Genomic DNA, 14,883 nt, shown 5'->3' on the forward strand with positions numbered 1-14,883 from the left:
GGAATCAGGTCTCCGTGGCGATGGCGGCATCGCCGTTGGTCTTTTTGCGCCCACGCCCGGCACCGCGCCGTTCCAGCGCCACCTTGGCGATGATGGTGACGACGGCGAGCAAAGCAAGGATCGACGCCGAGGCAAAGGCGCCGGCCGTCTGGTAATCGTGGTAGAGCAGTTCGATATGCAGCGGCAACGTGTTGGTCTGGCCGCGAATATTGCCTGACACGACCGATACCGCGCCAAACTCACCCATCACGCGGGCGTTGCACAGAACAACACCATAAAGCAGCGCCCATTTGATATTCGGCAGCGTCACCGAAAAGAAGGTGCGCCAGCCGGATGCGCCAAGCGAAGTTGCCGCCTCTTCCAGATCACGGCCCTGCGCCTGCATCAAGGGAATGAGTTCACGCGCCACGAAAGGTGCCGTGACGAACATCGAGGCGATGACGATGCCGGGCAGCGCGAACAGTATCTTGACGTCGTGCGCATCGAGGAACGGCCCGAACAGCCCCTGCAACCCGTAAACAAAGAGATAGGCGACACCGGCGACGATCGGCGAGATGGAGAAGGGTATTTCGATCAGCACCAGCAGGAAACGCCGGCCGGGAAAATCGAACTTGGTGATCGCCCAGGCCGCCGCAACGCCGAAGGTCGTATTGATGGGCACGGCGATCAACGCCGTCAGCACCGTCAGCATAATGGCGTGGCGGGTGTCGGGATGGGTAATGGTGGCGGAATAGACCTTCCAGCCCTGCGAAAAAGCCTCGACGCCGATGATGATCAGCGGGGCGACAACCAGCAAAGCGCCGATGACCAGCACGAAGGCGATCAGGCTGCGGCGAACCCAGTTTGCATCTCCGACCCGCGGCGGCTTGCGGTGTTGGGAAAAGGCGCTCATCTCCTAGCTCCTTACCGTGTAACGCAATGCGCGCGTCTGCAGGTAATTGGTCACGGCAAGCATGATGAAAGCGGTGATGAGCAGTACGGAGGCGATGGCGGCTGCGGCCTGATAATCATATTCTTCCAACCGGATGAAGATCAGCAGAGCGGTGATTTCAGTCGAAAATGGCTGGTTGCCGGCAATGAAGATGATCGCTCCGAATTCGCCGAGGCTGCGGGCGAAGGAAAGCGACAGACCGGCCAGAAGAGCGGGCGTCAAAAGCGGCAGGATGACCTTGCGGAAGATTTCGAGATCCGAACCACCAAGCGACTGCGCCGCTTCTTCCAGCGCCGGATCGAGGTCTTCCAGCACCGGCTGCACGGTGCGGACGATGAAGGGCAAGCTGGTAAAGGCCATCGCCATCATGATGCCAACAGGCGTGTAGGCCACCTTGATGCCGAGCGGTGCCAGCAGCGAACCGAACCAGCCATTGCCCGCAAACAGCGTCGTCAGCGCAATGCCCGCGACGGCGGTGGGCAGCGCAAAGGGTAGATCGACGATGGCATCAACGAAACGCCAGCCGGGAAAGCGGTAACGTGTCAGCACCCAGGCGAGCGCCAGTCCGAAAATGACATTGAACAGCGTGGCGGCCAGCGCGCAGAGCACGGTGACGCGATAACTGGCAACGGCGCGCGGCGAAGAAATGATTGCCCAATATTCGGCCGGCCCAAGGCTTGCCGCCTTGAACACCAGTGCCGAGAGCGGCAGGAGCACGATGATCGCGACGTAAGTCAGGGTAACGCCAAGGGACAATTTCAGCCCCGGCAGAACATTCCGCTTCAAACCCCCGCCCCCATTTCATCATGAAGCGACCCGGCAGTTTCCCGCCGGGTCGTTTTCAAGTTCCGTTTCGTTGTGATTAGCGGCTGCCGTAAAGCGTATCAAGCGTCGCGCCGGATGCAAAATGCTCTTTCTGGATTTTATCCCAGCCGCCGAACACGTCATTGACGTTGACGAGGCGAATGGCCGGAAAGTCACCCTTGAATTCGCCGACGACTTTTTCATCATGCACGCGGTGGCCGAACTGCGCCGCAATGCGCTGGCCTTCTTCCGTATAGAGGAAATCAAGGTAGCTCTTGGCCAGTTCACGCGAACCGCGCTTGTCGACCACCTTGTCCACAACCGCCACCGGGAATTCGGCCAGCAGGCTGACGGAAGGCACGACGCCTTCAACCTTGTCCTTGCCATATTGCTTGGCAATGCCACGGGTCTCGGCCTCGAAGGTGATCAGCACGTCGCCGATTTCACGCTCGACGAAAGTGGTGGTGGCAGCACGGCCCCCGGTGTCGAAAACCGGCGTGTTGTCGAAGATTTTCTTGACGAATTCCTGAACCTTCTTCTCGTCGCCGTTGAACTTCTCCTTGGCGTAAGCCGTGGCGGCAAGGTAGGTGTAGCGGGCATTACCCGAGGTTTTCGGATTGGGGAAAACGACCTTCACGTCGTCGCGGGCAAGGTCGTCCCAATCCTTGATGCCCTTGGGATTGCCGGCCCGCACGAGGAAGGACGGGAAGGAATAGAACGGCGAAGCGTCGTTCGGGAAATCCTTCTGCCAGTCGGCGGAGACAAAACCCTGCTTCACCAGAAAGTCGACATCGGTGACCTGGTTGAAAGTGACGACATCAGCTTCCAGACCCTCAACAATGGCGCGCGCCTGCTTGGAGGTGCCGGCATGCGACTGATCGACAGTGACGCCCGGGTGCTGCTTGATGAAAGCCTCGTTCTCGGCTGCAAAAACCTCGCGAGCGACATCGTAAGATGCGTTGAGAATGGTGGTCGGAGACTGCGCCTGCGCCGCACCTGCAAAAAGGGCGGCAATGGCAGTGCCGATAATGAGAAGACGTTTCATGAATACCCCCGGAAAATCGAATGGTGCTCAACATAGAGGGCGGAGGCAACTGCGGCGAGAAACAGTCATGCTTTACGGGAGCACGAACTGGAAATTTCACCCAAAGAACAAAATTTCGATAGGTGATAATTTCATATATGGCGACAAGGCGGATTTCTTTTGCGTCGAACTAAAGACGGTGCTCGGGAAACAGGTTGCCTGAATGATCAACAAGGTAGCGTGAAATATCCTCCTCGCGCACCTCCTCCGGCCGCGCCGGTCGCCAGCGCGGATTGCGGTCCTTGTCGACCAAGGCGGCACGCACGCCTTCGTAAAAATCATGCTGGCGCAATATCTCGGTGCCGGCGGCAAACTCCCGCTCCAGGCACTCGATCAGGCTCGCACTTTCGCGGCCAAGGCGCAGAAGCTTCAGTGTCAATTTCAGGCTGGTGGGAGAACGTTTTTGCAGAACTTCAAGCGTTTCTCGCGAAAAGGCATCATCGCGCATCGAAAGCGCTGCGAAAATCTCCTCGACGGTATCGAAACGGAATGTCGCATCGATGACCTCCCGGTTTTTAGCCAGCACGCTTTCACCCGCTTCGATGGCATAGGCCGCTATCGCCGCCTCCACGCCTTCGACATCCGTCGTTTGCGACAGATCCTGCATCAGAGCTTCGAGACGGTCCGAAGGGAGGAAATAATCGGCAAACCCGGCATAGATCGCGTCGGCAGCGGTAACGGCATTGCCGGTTAGTCCGAGCCACGTGCCGCATACGCCCGGCGCCTTCGGCAAAAGCCAGGAACCGCCCACATCCGGGAAATAGCCGATACCCGTTTCCGGCATGGCAAGCCTTGTCCGCTCGGTGACGATGCGGTGGCTGCCATGCGCGGAAATACCGACACCGCCTCCCATGACGATGCCATCCATCAACGCCACATAGGGTTTACCAAAGCGGGCGATCCGATAGTTGAGCGGGAATTCTTCGCGCCAGAAATCAAGCACCTGCGGGTCACCCGCCTTGCCGAGATCGTGAATGATGCGGACATCACCGCCGGCACAGAGCCCTTTTTCGCCCTCCCCCCTCAGCACGACGCAGGATATGCCGGGGTCTTCCTCGAAACGCTGAAGCGCCTGAAACAGGGCACGCACCATCGGCAATGTCAGGCTATTGATGGCTTTCGGACGGTTAAGGCTGATGATGCCGGCCCTTTGCCGTTTCTCGACGATGACCTGCACCTCCGCTTCGGTTCCCAGTTCCAATCTCGCCTCCTCCGCTGCCAGTTATCCACCCATCTTGGCGGCCCTGGCGCAATCACGCAACGTTGATCTTCTCGTATGGGAACGTCTTTCGCTTAAACCGCTTTCCCAAGCGTAAAATGCCTGGTATCCGCTTTCGCAATGCAGCATGTTTGCTTGACGCCCGGAAGATCATGGCATGTAATGGGTCCTGGAAATGCCGGCATTGATTCCTGTCGAGCGTGTGCCGGACCAAGCGGAATGTCGCCTTCTCAAAGGCGCTGTAAACAGCAACGGGAGACGAGCATGCAGGTTTCGGAAAACGAGTGGATCAGCAAACGTGCCTATACACTCTGGGAAAAGGAAGGCCACCCCCACGGCCGCGATGCGGCGCATTGGGAACAGGCAAAACATGAATTTTCGCTTCTGAAGACATCGGAAGCAACGAAACCGGCCCAGCGCAAGAAGGCAGCTCCCAAAGCCGTCTCCGCTGATGCCGCAGCACCGGATGCAGAAGCCCCGGCGAAACCCAAAGCCCGCGCTCGCAAGGCCGCCGCCGCGAAATAAAGACCTCCCACATAGTCATCTGAAGCAGCAAATGAAAAAGCCCGACGAAATCTCGCCGGGCTTTGTCTGTTTAGCGTGCGTCGCAGCCCGGATCGCCAATCCGGCAACCGCCCTGGAAGTTTTCCGAGCCAGGCGCGCGGCGCTGCTCGTCCCATTGGCGGCGTTCGGGGCGGCGCTGGCCTTCATCCTGATTTGCCTGACGGTCGCGGTTGCGGTCCCGGTTATCGTCTTCGGCACGGGGGCGATTGTCCTCGCGGCGCGGTCTGTCGCCCTGATTTCTGTCACCCTGATTACGATCGCCCTGGTTCCAGTCGCCATAACGGCGCTCCCAGCGGCCATCATTCGGTCCGCCGCCCTGGCGCGGATCACGTGATTCATCGCGGCGACCGTCGCGCCAGTCATCCCGGCGACCGTCACGCCAGTCGTCCCGGCGGCCATCACGCCACTCGTCGCGCGGACGCGGACGATCCCAGTCTGCGCGCGGCGGCGGTGCGACATTCCAGTAACCGCCGGACGGGCGACGCCAGCGATCACGCTCGCGGTAAAAATCGCGGTCGCGATAATAGCGGTCCCAGTACCGGCCGGCTTCGAAGGTGATGATCGGCACGCCGAGATCGCGGTAGTAGCGCGGCTCGACATAGACCCGGTTCTGCCGGTAGGTAGTTTGGATATAACGCCCGGCAACCCAGCCGCGACCGGCCACAAAGGAAACATCACACCAGGGCGTATCGGACAGGCAGCCATGTACCGTGAGCGGTGCGCCGTTCGGGATCACGACGACGGCCGGGTAAGCCGTGCTCGGGCCGGAGCGCATATTCACGTTCGCTGTGGCAAAGCCGCGCGTCGCGGCTTCGGCAAGTGCCGGCGCAGCGAGCATGGCCACCAGCGCAATTGCGCCAAACAGTTTTCTCTTCACTTCTTTCTCCTCAAGCAAAGGCCCGCTTTGCCCTTGTCGGCATCCATCTTTTTCGATGGACGAGTATGCGTTCCGCATACTGCCACGATCGGAAAATACGCGTCTCTCCATGAACGCAGCATGAAACAAATGAGGCGCCGTATCAGTTCCACCTGCGGCATTGCGCCCCCGACAAATTGCCAGCGGAATGGCCCGTCGGTCTTGACTTCGCGGGGCAATCATCCGACTTCAGTGCAAAAGCAATATGGAGCAGAACCATGAGCGAAACCGCACAGACGACCGTCGACCAGAGCGAAGTGGATCGTTTCTCCGCGATGGCTGCCGAATGGTGGAGCCCGACGGGCAAGTTCCGCCCGCTGCACAAGTTCAATCCCGTGCGGCTCGAATATATCCGCAACCGCGTCTGCGAGAATTTCGGTCGCGACCCGAAGGCGCATCGCCCGCTGGAGGGGCTGCGCGTTCTGGATATCGGCTGCGGCGGCGGCCTGCTTTCCGAACCCGTAGCGCGCATGGGCGCCACCGTGGTGGGCGCAGATCCCTCGGAGAAGAATATCGGCATCGCCTCCACCCATGCGCATGAGAGCGGCGTCACCGTCGATTACCGCGCCGTAACCGCCGAACAATTGCAGGAAGCAGGCGAAACCTTCGACGTCATCCTCAACATGGAGGTTGTGGAACATGTGGCCAATGTCGATTTCTTCGTCACCACCTGCGCCAAAATGGTGCGCCCCGGCGGGCTGATGTTTGCCGCCACCATCAACCGCACGCTGAAGGCCCGGGCACTCGCCATCTTCGCCGCCGAAAACGTGCTGCGCTGGCTGCCGCGCGGCACCCACCAATATGAGAAGCTGGTTCGCCCGGAAGAGCTTGAGCGGCCGATGGTTGCAAGTGGCATGGATATCATCCACCGCACCGGCGTCTTCTACAACGTGCTGCAGGATCGCTGGAATCTCTCGCCGGATATGGACGTCAACTACATGATGCTGGCGAAACGGCCGGCATAAATCGGCATTCACACTGGGATAGCCTGCACCGCAGACAGCAGTTCCTTTTGCCCGGCAGCATTTCTTGCAGCGATCTTCCGGACCTCGGCCCGGTCGATTTCAATCGGAGTTCCGTTCGCCGCGAAAGGCCGCTTGAAATTGAACGCCTGTGGCGACGGGCCATGGTCGTGCAGATGTTCGAACCTTCTGACGGCATCAATCCAGAGGGGATTATCCGCAGCATCCATCCACCATAGAACAAGCGGTGGCCATTTCTGCGGAGTATTCCAGTTGCGTCCATGCTTCAGGGCCTCGGCATGCACGCCGGAGTAGGAATAGGCCATCAGCGATTCAAGATCGCGCCAGAGCGAAAAGGACGAAACACCGCTTGTCGCGCCGTTTTCCTTCAGGAAACGCGGGAAGACCTGCACGCCCCAGCTCGCGGGTCCGGGTTCGCCTTCGTAGCCGGACCGACCGATGAAACCTTCCGCGCGTTCGGCGGCCATGAAATTCAAAGGTTCGCGCCGGGCAAATCCGGCAACGGCGGGATCATCATAGGCGGCAATCTGTATTCCGAAATTATAGATTGCTACCCGCATAGAAAAACTCAGTTTATGTCGTCAGGTAACGACGGCAGCGGCGCGATTTCGATGCCCTCGTCCAGCAGGGCCTTGGCTTCCTGCACGGAGGCATTGCCGATGATGCCGCGCTCATCCGCCTCACCATAATGGATTTTGCGGGCCTCTTCAGGGAATTTATCGCCGACATCCTCCGCATTGGCACGGATATTGGCGACGGCCTCGCGGATTTTCGCAATCGCTTCCTTTTTCGCCGTATCCATGGCGAGCGTCTGGCGTTCATCCTTCTTGCGGGCGGTGGAGACCGACGGCGCCATCAGAAGTTTGGAGACCTGCACGGAATTGCAGACCGGACAGGTCAGCAAGCCGCGCTGCAACTGACTATCGAAATCGTCGCTACCGGCAAACCAGCCTTCAAACTCATGGCCTTTCTCACAGGCCAGCGCATAACGGATCACGCCGCCTCACCTCCGGCAGGTTTCAGGGGAATAACGGTATCCAGTCCGAACTCGCGGGCATTGCGCAGATTGGGAATTTTTCCGCGTGCGGCCGCCACCAGCGCCGTATCGATCTCGGCGAAGATGATCTCCTCCCCGCCGCCGCCAGCAATGGCCAGAACCTTGCCCCAGGGGTCGATGATGATGGAATGGCCGAAAGTCTCACGTCCGTCCTCATGCACCCCGGCCTGTGCCGCAGCGATGACGAAAGCGCCGTTTTCAATGGCGCGGGCGCGCAGCAGGATTTCCCAATGGGCTTCGCCCGTCTGGCGGGTGAAGGCGGCGGGCACAGTCAGAACTTCGGCACCAGCCAGCGCTTCCACCCGGAAAAGCTGCGGGAAACGGACGTCATAGCAGATGGCGAAGCCAAATTTCGCCAACGGAAGTTCGGCGACACGCGCCACTTCGCCGGGCTCATAGGCAGCGCTTTCGCGCCAGCTTTCGCCATTGTCGAGATCGACATCGAACATGTGGATCTTGTCATAGCTGCAGATGCGCGAACCATCAGGCGCAAAGAAAAATCCGCGATTGGCAATCTTGCCATCCGGCCTGGCAATCGCCGTCGAGCCGACATGGACATGAATACCGAGTTCGCGCGCAAGGCGGGAGGCGGTCGCAACTATGATGTCGCCGTCATCATCACGCAGCTGGGCACGAAGCGCCTGTCTGTCCTTCTGGATCGCGCCCGTCATTTCCGGGGTCTGCACATAAACAGCGCCTTCCGCCGCAGCGGCGCGCACCAGCCGTTCCATATCGGCGGCGTTTTTCGCCGGATCAACGCCCGAGCGCATCTGGATGGCGGCAGCCTTGAAACTCATCACATCCTCCGTCGATCGGGCCGATCAGGCCGCCAGCATCGCGTCCAGTTTGCCGGCACGCTCCAGGGCGTGCAGATCATCGCAACCGCCCACAAGCTCGCCATTGATGAAGATTTGCGGAAAGGTCGTTCCGCCGGATTTCTCGATCATTTCCTGCCGGTATTCCGGTGTTGTGGTCGCGTTATATTCCGCATAATCAACGCCCTTGCTGTCAAGCAGCGCCTTGGCGCGCGCGCAATAACCACAAAAATCCCGCGTATAGATCGTTACCGGTGCCATGTCTTTCAAAGCCTCGCAAACGTGCGATCAAACGCACGGTTTCCTCACGTTATCAAGGCTTCATATAGGCCCGGAAATGGCCATTGCAAAGGTCAAAACTGTCACATCCGCGGCACCTGCCTTGCGCAGGGCGCGGCTTGCCGCACCCACCGTCGCTCCGGTCGTATAGACGTCGTCCACCAGCACCACGCGCTTGCCATGAACATCGTTTTCCCGACCGGGCGCAAACGAGAAAGCGCCGCGCACATTATCCCGCCGGGCAAGAGCGGAGAGCCCTACCTGGCGCTCTGTCGGCTTCACGCGCAACAGCGTGCCGGCAAGCAGAGGTTTGCCGGCGACCCTCGCCAGATGCCGCGCCAGTTCGGCGGATTGATTGAAGCGACGGCGCAGGAAACGGTGACGATGCAAGGGCACGGGCACAACACAATCGCAGGCATCCACCGTTCCGTCGCTTGCCCGCAGCATCCACAGCGCCATCAACCGGGCGAGGTCGGTGCGGTCCTGATATTTCAGGCGATGCACCAGCTTTCGGGCAGTGCCTTCATGGCTGGCGACGGCGCGCAGGCGATCAAAGGGTGGCGGATCGGCAATGGCCTGCGCACTGACAACGCCTTCGCCATGATCACGCGAAAAGGGGATACCCAAAACCTCGCAGAAAGGCCGTTCGATGAAGGCAACCTCCCGCCAGCAATCGGGACACAACGCCCCCTCGCCGCCCGTCATGCGATTGCAGCCTGCGCAGGTGGGCGGATAAACCATGCGGAAGGCCGCGCGCAACAGACCACGGGCAGCGGCCGGCACGGTGGCAGACTTCGACAGTAAACCCGAAAACAGATCGTCACCAGCACCCATGAGGTTGACTTTAGCGCCGAACGGGTGCCTTTGCGAGAGCGATATGGTCCGGCCAGATACCGGAAAACGATGCCCCAGGGGGCATGACAGCAAAGATACGGCCCGCCGATCCCGAAGGCGCTATTGGCCGAGCAGGCAAGACGATGGATATTCTCTTTGACCAGGCCCTGATCGAACAAAACCGCCGCCGGGCATGGAACCGGCGTGACGACAAGGCCCTGTTTCTTCTCGATCTGGCAGCTGAAGAACTCGCAGACAGGCTCGCCATCGTCGAGCGCCAATTCGAGACCGCGATCGAACTGCATGGGGGAACCGGCATCACCGCGCAGCGCCTGGCTGAAACGGGCAAGGTGGAGGCAATCCGCCGTATAGAGACCGAGAACTGTTTTGCGACGGATGGGAATATTCCCGAAGCCGCTTCCATGGAACATCTGCCGCTTGAGGAAGCATCCGCCAATCTCGTCGTTTCACCGCTTGCCCTGCATCTGACCAACGATACGCCCGGCGCGCTGATCCAGATCCGGCGAGCATTGAAGCCGGATGGCCTTTTTCTCGGCGCCATTCCCGGCAGCGGCACCTTGCATGAACTGCGCGACGTGCTGTTGACGGCGGAGGCGGAACTGACCGGTGGTGCCAGCCCGCGCGTCATTCCCTTCGCCGATGTGCGTGATGTCGGGGCGCTATTGCAACGCGCCGGCTTTGCGCTTCCGGTCACCGACTCGGAAACCTATACGGTGCGGTACGATTCGATTTTCCCGCTGATGCGCGACCTGCGCGCCATGGGCATGGCCAATCCCCTGGCAAGCCGCAGCCGGAAACCGCTCAACCGCGCGTTTTTCCTGCGGGCAGCGGAGCTTTACGCCGAACGTTATTCCGATCCGGACGGACGGATAAGGGCGACTTTTTCGATTATCTATGTTTCGGGCTGGGCGCCGCATGAGAGCCAGCAGAAACCGCTGAAGCCCGGCTCCGCCAAGGTGCGTCTGGCCGATGCGCTGAAGACAACCGAGGTGAAACTGTCCTGAGCGCTTGCCCCAGCACTTTCAACTGTTGGCGAAAGTATCGGCGATAAACTTGAAAACCGTGTTGATGTTGCTGCCGATGGTGCCGGCGCCAGCGATGAGTGCCGCGGAAATCACCCCGACGATCAGACCGTATTCGACTGCGGTAGCCCCGTCTTCGTTTTTGCAGAAATCGATAAAAGAACGCAGCACAGGATATTCCCCATCCGCCATCCGGTTTATTCCGCCGGCCGGCACTATGCTTTATTGAAATCGAATATATCTTAAGACGACCAGTGTGAGGAATCGGTTACCGATGATGGTAAACGATCAGCAACCGCTATCGTTATTATAACCGGTCACGACGCAGGGCATTTCCGGCATCGGCTGGGTTATGCTGCGGCGGATGGAATAGGTCTTGCCCGTATCCGTCTTCTTGATCGAGCCGGTGCTGATCATGTCATAATTGTCGGGAAACTGTGCCACGCGGGTGGATGATTTTCCGGCAAGCATGGGGGTGATGATCAGGGAAAGCGCGATAACGGCCGTGCCGAAAAGCAGCGCTACATTTAGAACGCCGGTGCGACGGGATTTATCGGAATAAGAGTGACGACCTTCCACCGTCTTCCAGAAATCCTCGTTCATGACCAACCTCGTCTCGCGCAGTTTACCGCTTCTTTAGATTAACAATCTGCCAGAGGGTGCTGAACGATCTCTTAACGCAGCCCCGTTTTGGCACGGCAAAGCGTGGTTTCAAGGGCATTTTCACGAAGCTGTGACGGCGCAAAGCGGCAGGCGCCGCCTTAAAGCAGATCCTGCAGGAAAGGGATCAGCGGCTCATCGGCCGGCGGCATGGGGTAATCGCGCAGGGCCTGCGGCTTCACCCATTTGAGCGACTGCCCTTCCCGTCCGTGTGGGATGCCTTCATAACGACGGCACACATAGAGCGGCATCAGCAGGTGAAAGGTCTCATAAGTATGGCTGGCGAAGGTCAGCGGTGCGAGGCAGGCGACCTTGGTCTTGATACCCAACTCTTCGTCCAATTCGCGGACAAGTGTCTCTTCCGGCGTCTCGCCATGCTCCACCTTGCCGCCGGGAAATTCCCACAGGCCAGCAAGAGACTTGCCTTCCGGCCGCTGCGCCAGGAGGATGCGGCCGTCCTGATCAAGAAGCGCGCAGGCAGCAACCAGCAGGATTTTTTTGCCCGCCTCACTCATTTTTCAGCGCCCTTGTCCTCAGCACCCTTGTGCCAATAGCGGTAACGATAAGCTTCGGTGAAACCGAATTTTTCATAGAGCGCAATCGCGGCAGCATTGGTGGAAACCACCTGCAACCATGCGCTTTTCGCGCCGCTGATTCTCGCCCAGCGCAACGCCGAGGCTAAAATCTGCGTGCCGAGACCTTTTTTTCGTTGCGACTTGTCAACATCGAGGGAGATGATGCCGGCAAGATCGTTATCCTGAACGCAAATAACAGTCGCAAGCGGGCTGCCCTCAACTTCTTCGTTGATGAACAGGCCGAGTGTCGGCTTGATGGAACTGACGATCTCGGCAATCGCCGGACGCAGGGACGCATCGCCATCGCTGACCTTGAGACTGGCTTCCACAAAACGGCCGATATCGTGGCTCGGCAGGCTAACGAGCGTCTCCGGAAGCTCCATTCCGGAAAGATCGGCCGTCATCACCTTGACTTCCTCGAACACGGACCAGCCGTCCTTGACCAGAAAGTCTTTCAGTTGCGGCGGCATCAGCGTCGTTTCGCGCACCACCAGCGGGCGGCCGAAATCCTCAAAACGCTTGCGCGCCTTCTCCAGCCGCACCGCGCTGTTGCCATAATCCGACGGATCGAGCGGCACCACGCAGTTGATACGCTTGGATGGATGTGAACCCGTCAGGCGGATTTGCCAGCTGCCGTCATAAATCACCGACGAGGCAGGCCATGCCCGGAAGCTGACGGCTTCCAGACGGCGAACCAGCGGCAGATTGACGGCCTTGTTGTCCTGCATTTTCTTCGGCTCCAACGGTCAGCTCCGGTAGTCGCCGTTGATCGCAACATATTCCTTGGTCAGATCGCAGGTCCAGACCGTGGCCGTACCCTCACCGAGACCGATATCCACCTTCACCGGAATGTCTTCCAGCCGCATCACGGCGGTGGTCTCCGCTTCCGAATAATCCGGGTCGCGTTCGCCATTCACGGCCACGCGCACGCCGCCGAACCAGATGGCGAGGCGGTCGCGATCAGCCATTTCGCCGGACTTACCGACAGCCATGACGACACGGCCCCAATTGGCGTCTTCGCCGGCAACAGCGGTCTTCACCAGCGGCGAATTGGCGATGGAAAGGGCTATCTTCTTGGCGGCGGCATCGTTTTCCGCACCTGTGACGGTGACTTCCACCATCTTGCGCGCGCCTTCGCCATCGCGAACAACCTGCAACGCCAGATCCTTCAGGAGATCGTTCAGTGCGGCGCGGAAGGAGGACAGGCGCTCGTCATCGGCGCTCGTTACCTTTACCTGGCCGTCTTCGGCCGCCGCACCCGTGGCAAACAGCATCAGCGTGTCTGACGTGGATGTGTCGCTATCAACAGTCACGGAATTGAAGGTTGGGCCGACCCCGGCGGAAAGCAGGGATTGCAGGGCGGCAGGCTCAATATCGGCATCCGTCACCACAAAAGAGAGCATCGTCGCCATATCGGGGGCAATCATGCCCGCCCCCTTGGAAATACCGTTGATCGTCACGATCACGCCGCCGATCTCGGCGGTGCGGGTCGCGACCTTGGGGTAGGTGTCTGTCGTCATGATCGCCTTGGCAGCTTCCTGCCAGAAATCGGCTTCAGCCCTGACATTCATGTCGCCGAGAACACCGGCAAATTTCGAGGCATCCAACGGCTCGCCGATCACGCCCGTGGATGCCAGGAACACTTCACCCTCAGAGCAGCCGACGGCTGCAGCGGCGGATTTCGCCGTCAGCTCGGTCGCGGCCTTGCCCTTGACGCCGGTAAAGGCATTGGCATTGCCGGAATTGACCACCACGGCACGCGCTGCGCCGCCGCCGAGATTGGCGCGGCAGAAATCAACCGGAGCCGAGGGGCATTTCGATTTGGTGAAGACGCCCGCCACGCTTGCCGGCTTGTCGAACACCATCAGGAGAACGTCGGTGCGGTTCTTGTACTTGATGCCGGCGGCGGCCGTCGCCATGCGAACACCGCGCAGCGCAGGCATGTCGGGATAGGATTTCGGAGCGAGCGGGGAAACGGCAACGGACATGGGAAGCGCCTGAAATTCTGGAAATGGGGAGGTATGGAAGTGCCGGAGATGAAACGGGGCGGCCTCAAAGCCGCCCCGTAACATGGGTCTTTATTACTGCTGCGGCTGCTGAGCCTGCTGTTCCTTCGTGGCTTCGTCGTAGCCCTTCTTCAGCGTCTCATCCATGATTTCGATCTTCTGGTCAGCCTTTGCCTTCTCGATGAGGGCAACGTACTTGTCACGCATGACAAGCTGACGAACCTGCGGCTCGACCTGATCGAAAGCCGGCGGCGGGGCGATGCGCTTGTCTTCAAGCTTGATGACATGGAAGCCGAACTGCGTCTTGACAGGCGTCTTGGTGTAAGCGCCCTTTTCGAGGCCGAAAGCGGCTTCTTCAAATTCAGGTACCATGCGACCCTTGCCGAACCAGCCGAGATCGCCACCGTCATCCTTGTTGGAATCGGTCGACTTCTCCTTGGCGAGAACTGCGAAATCCTTGCCCGAATCAAGCTGCTTGATGATGTCCTTGGCTTCATCTTCGCTGGCGACCAGGATGTGGGCAGCCTTGATTTCTTCTTCCTGCGGCAGAGCTGCCACTTCCTTGTCGTAGCGTGCCTTCACCTCGTCAGCGGTAACAGCATCAACCACATGCTTGCGGAAATAAGCATTGTGCAGCTCACGGTCCTGGATGAATTCCATGCGCTTCTTGAAATCCTCGGTCTTTTCGAGACCTTCTGCGCTGGCGTTCTTCACGAGAAGCTTGACGTCGATCGCGCCGGAAAGGGCTGCAACCTTCTTCTGCTCGTCGGGAAGCTGCGCGAGCTGCGGATCGAGATTGCCCATGGCGAGGTCGAGTTCGGACTGGTGGATTTCCAGATCGCCGACCTTGGCGACAACCTTGTCTTCCTGTGCAAAAGCCGGAAGCTGGAGGCCGAGCGTGGCCACAATCACCGCAGCCGCAATTTTATTATAGCGCAACATTTTGAACCTTTCGGGGACAATGCCGGCTCCAGACATGGTTTCCGGCTCTGAAAAAACTTCCAAACACCGGATTGTGGCCATTCTGTAACGGGCAGAACCGTTGACATCATTTGCCCCCCCTCTTATCTGTCACGCAACCTCGCGTCCAGATACGTTGAAGGGCGAAGTCCG

At 59.4% G+C, this 14,883-nt stretch carries 19 protein-coding genes; 3 read left to right on the forward strand and 16 right to left on the reverse strand.

The features are described from left to right. Positions 1-4: 4 nt before the first annotated feature. The 4 genes from cysW to PL640_RS09615 form a co-directional block, all read right to left on the reverse strand. Positions 5-892, reverse strand: coding sequence for a sulfate ABC transporter permease subunit CysW (gene cysW, locus PL640_RS09600; protein WP_271361667.1), 888 nt, complete (start codon positions 890-892; stop codon positions 5-7). 3 nt (positions 893-895) lie between these two features. Continuing rightward, positions 896-1,717, reverse strand: coding sequence for a sulfate ABC transporter permease subunit CysT (gene cysT / locus PL640_RS09605; protein WP_271361668.1), 822 nt, complete (start codon positions 1,715-1,717; stop codon positions 896-898). A gap of 76 nt (positions 1,718-1,793) precedes the next feature. After that, on the reverse strand, positions 1,794-2,780 hold the full coding sequence (gene cysP / locus PL640_RS09610) for a thiosulfate ABC transporter substrate-binding protein CysP (protein ID WP_142841416.1): 987 nt from the start codon (positions 2,778-2,780) through the stop codon (positions 1,794-1,796). 169 nt (positions 2,781-2,949) lie between these two features. After that, positions 2,950-4,020 (reverse strand): enoyl-CoA hydratase/isomerase family protein, encoded by a 1,071-nt coding sequence (locus tag PL640_RS09615; RefSeq protein ID WP_271361669.1) that lies wholly within the window; start codon positions 4,018-4,020, stop codon positions 2,950-2,952. 282 nt (positions 4,021-4,302) lie between these two features. Between PL640_RS09615 and PL640_RS09620 the strand changes: the two genes are divergently transcribed. After that, positions 4,303-4,563: a DUF2934 domain-containing protein gene (locus PL640_RS09620; protein WP_153514546.1), complete on the forward strand. Its 261-nt coding sequence runs from the start codon at positions 4,303-4,305 to the stop codon at positions 4,561-4,563. Between the two features lie 70 nt (positions 4,564-4,633). Here the strand turns inward: PL640_RS09620 and PL640_RS09625 are convergent, their stop codons facing one another. Further along, the gene (locus PL640_RS09625) at positions 4,634-5,479 is read right to left on the reverse strand and encodes an SH3 domain-containing protein (RefSeq protein ID WP_271361670.1); all 846 of its coding nucleotides are present in this window, start codon (positions 5,477-5,479) and stop codon (positions 4,634-4,636) included. Positions 5,480-5,736: 257 nt separating this feature from the next. Here PL640_RS09625 and ubiG point away from each other — a divergent pair, with 257 nt between their 5' ends. Continuing rightward, entirely contained in the window at positions 5,737-6,483 is a 747-nt protein-coding gene (ubiG, locus tag PL640_RS09630; protein WP_271361671.1) for a bifunctional 2-polyprenyl-6-hydroxyphenol methylase/3-demethylubiquinol 3-O-methyltransferase UbiG, read from the forward strand. A gap of 8 nt (positions 6,484-6,491) precedes the next feature. Here the strand turns inward: ubiG and PL640_RS09635 are convergent, their stop codons facing one another. Genes PL640_RS09635 through PL640_RS09655 form a run of 5 tightly spaced genes read right to left on the reverse strand, consistent with a single transcriptional unit; the run spans position 6,492 to position 9,486 of the window. Further along, positions 6,492-7,061 (reverse strand): DUF3291 domain-containing protein, encoded by a 570-nt coding sequence (locus tag PL640_RS09635; protein WP_271361672.1) that lies wholly within the window; start codon positions 7,059-7,061, stop codon positions 6,492-6,494. 8 nt (positions 7,062-7,069) lie between these two features. After that, positions 7,070-7,498: a DUF1178 family protein gene (locus PL640_RS09640; protein WP_271361673.1), complete on the reverse strand. Its 429-nt coding sequence runs from the start codon at positions 7,496-7,498 to the stop codon at positions 7,070-7,072. Beyond that, positions 7,495-8,355 carry a carbon-nitrogen hydrolase family protein gene (locus PL640_RS09645; protein ID WP_271361674.1) on the reverse strand — a complete coding sequence of 287 codons (861 nt, stop codon included), beginning with the start codon at positions 8,353-8,355 and terminating at the stop codon, positions 7,495-7,497. The genes PL640_RS09640 and PL640_RS09645 overlap by 4 nt, the downstream gene beginning before the upstream one ends. A gap of 24 nt (positions 8,356-8,379) precedes the next feature. Continuing rightward, entirely contained in the window at positions 8,380-8,634 is a 255-nt protein-coding gene (grxC, locus tag PL640_RS09650) for a glutaredoxin 3 (protein ID WP_046801873.1), read from the reverse strand. 60 nt (positions 8,635-8,694) lie between these two features. Further along, entirely contained in the window at positions 8,695-9,486 is a 792-nt protein-coding gene (locus PL640_RS09655) for a ComF family protein (RefSeq protein WP_271361675.1), read from the reverse strand. Between the two features lie 143 nt (positions 9,487-9,629). Here PL640_RS09655 and PL640_RS09660 point away from each other — a divergent pair, with 143 nt between their 5' ends. Beyond that, a complete protein-coding gene (locus PL640_RS09660) occupies positions 9,630-10,511 on the forward strand; it encodes a methyltransferase domain-containing protein (RefSeq protein ID WP_271362087.1) in 882 nt (293 codons plus the stop codon). Between the two features lie 18 nt (positions 10,512-10,529). Here the strand turns inward: PL640_RS09660 and PL640_RS09665 are convergent, their stop codons facing one another. The 6 genes from PL640_RS09665 to PL640_RS09690 all read right to left on the reverse strand — a co-directional run bounded on the left by PL640_RS09665 (position 10,530) and on the right by PL640_RS09690 (position 14,712). After that, positions 10,530-10,721 carry a Flp family type IVb pilin gene (locus tag PL640_RS09665; protein ID WP_271361676.1) on the reverse strand — a complete coding sequence of 64 codons (192 nt, stop codon included), beginning with the start codon at positions 10,719-10,721 and terminating at the stop codon, positions 10,530-10,532. 96 nt (positions 10,722-10,817) lie between these two features. Next, a complete protein-coding gene (locus PL640_RS09670) occupies positions 10,818-11,132 on the reverse strand; it encodes a hypothetical protein (protein ID WP_142841425.1) in 315 nt (104 codons plus the stop codon). 158 nt (positions 11,133-11,290) lie between these two features. Next, positions 11,291-11,704 (reverse strand): 8-oxo-dGTP diphosphatase MutT, encoded by a 414-nt coding sequence (gene mutT / locus PL640_RS09675; protein ID WP_271361677.1) that lies wholly within the window; start codon positions 11,702-11,704, stop codon positions 11,291-11,293. Then, the gene (locus PL640_RS09680) at positions 11,701-12,492 is read right to left on the reverse strand and encodes a GNAT family N-acetyltransferase (RefSeq protein WP_271361678.1); all 792 of its coding nucleotides are present in this window, start codon (positions 12,490-12,492) and stop codon (positions 11,701-11,703) included. The genes mutT and PL640_RS09680 overlap by 4 nt, the downstream gene beginning before the upstream one ends. An 18-nt stretch (positions 12,493-12,510) precedes the next feature. Then, on the reverse strand, positions 12,511-13,752 hold the full coding sequence (gene argJ / locus PL640_RS09685) for a bifunctional glutamate N-acetyltransferase/amino-acid acetyltransferase ArgJ (RefSeq protein ID WP_142841427.1): 1,242 nt from the start codon (positions 13,750-13,752) through the stop codon (positions 12,511-12,513). Between the two features lie 93 nt (positions 13,753-13,845). Then, the gene (locus tag PL640_RS09690; protein WP_142841428.1) at positions 13,846-14,712 is read right to left on the reverse strand and encodes a peptidylprolyl isomerase; all 867 of its coding nucleotides are present in this window, start codon (positions 14,710-14,712) and stop codon (positions 13,846-13,848) included. Positions 14,713-14,883 lie beyond the last annotated feature (171 nt).

This window comes from Agrobacterium sp. ST15.16.024 (genome assembly GCF_027956545.1).
Taxonomy (GTDB): Bacteria; Pseudomonadota; Alphaproteobacteria; order Rhizobiales; family Rhizobiaceae; genus Agrobacterium; species Agrobacterium cucumeris.

Bases quoted from the DNA above. Each gene is read 5' to 3' on its own strand.
- mutT (WP_271361677.1), bottom strand. From the start codon at position 11,704: ATGAGTGAGGCGGGCAAAAAAATCCTGCTGGTTGCTGCCTGCGCGCTT.
- ubiG (WP_271361671.1), top strand. From the start codon at position 5,737: ATGAGCGAAACCGCACAGACGACCGTCGACCAGAGCGAAGTGGATCGT.
- PL640_RS09620 (WP_153514546.1), top strand. From the start codon at position 4,303: ATGCAGGTTTCGGAAAACGAGTGGATCAGCAAACGTGCCTATACACTC.
- argJ (WP_142841427.1), bottom strand. From the start codon at position 13,752: ATGTCCGTTGCCGTTTCCCCGCTCGCTCCGAAATCCTATCCCGACATG.
- cysP (WP_142841416.1), bottom strand. From the start codon at position 2,780: ATGAAACGTCTTCTCATTATCGGCACTGCCATTGCCGCCCTTTTTGCA.
- PL640_RS09665 (WP_271361676.1), bottom strand. From the start codon at position 10,721: ATGGCGGATGGGGAATATCCTGTGCTGCGTTCTTTTATCGATTTCTGC.
- PL640_RS09690 (WP_142841428.1), bottom strand. From the start codon at position 14,712: ATGTTGCGCTATAATAAAATTGCGGCTGCGGTGATTGTGGCCACGCTC.
- PL640_RS09635 (WP_271361672.1), bottom strand. From the start codon at position 7,061: ATGCGGGTAGCAATCTATAATTTCGGAATACAGATTGCCGCCTATGAT.
- PL640_RS09660 (WP_271362087.1), top strand. From the start codon at position 9,630: ATGGATATTCTCTTTGACCAGGCCCTGATCGAACAAAACCGCCGCCGG.
- cysW (WP_271361667.1), bottom strand. From the start codon at position 892: ATGAGCGCCTTTTCCCAACACCGCAAGCCGCCGCGGGTCGGAGATGCA.
- PL640_RS09645 (WP_271361674.1), bottom strand. From the start codon at position 8,355: ATGAGTTTCAAGGCTGCCGCCATCCAGATGCGCTCGGGCGTTGATCCG.
- PL640_RS09680 (WP_271361678.1), bottom strand. From the start codon at position 12,492: ATGCAGGACAACAAGGCCGTCAATCTGCCGCTGGTTCGCCGTCTGGAA.
- PL640_RS09670 (WP_142841425.1), bottom strand. From the start codon at position 11,132: ATGAACGAGGATTTCTGGAAGACGGTGGAAGGTCGTCACTCTTATTCC.
- grxC (WP_046801873.1), bottom strand. From the start codon at position 8,634: ATGGCACCGGTAACGATCTATACGCGGGATTTTTGTGGTTATTGCGCG.
- PL640_RS09655 (WP_271361675.1), bottom strand. From the start codon at position 9,486: ATGGGTGCTGGTGACGATCTGTTTTCGGGTTTACTGTCGAAGTCTGCC.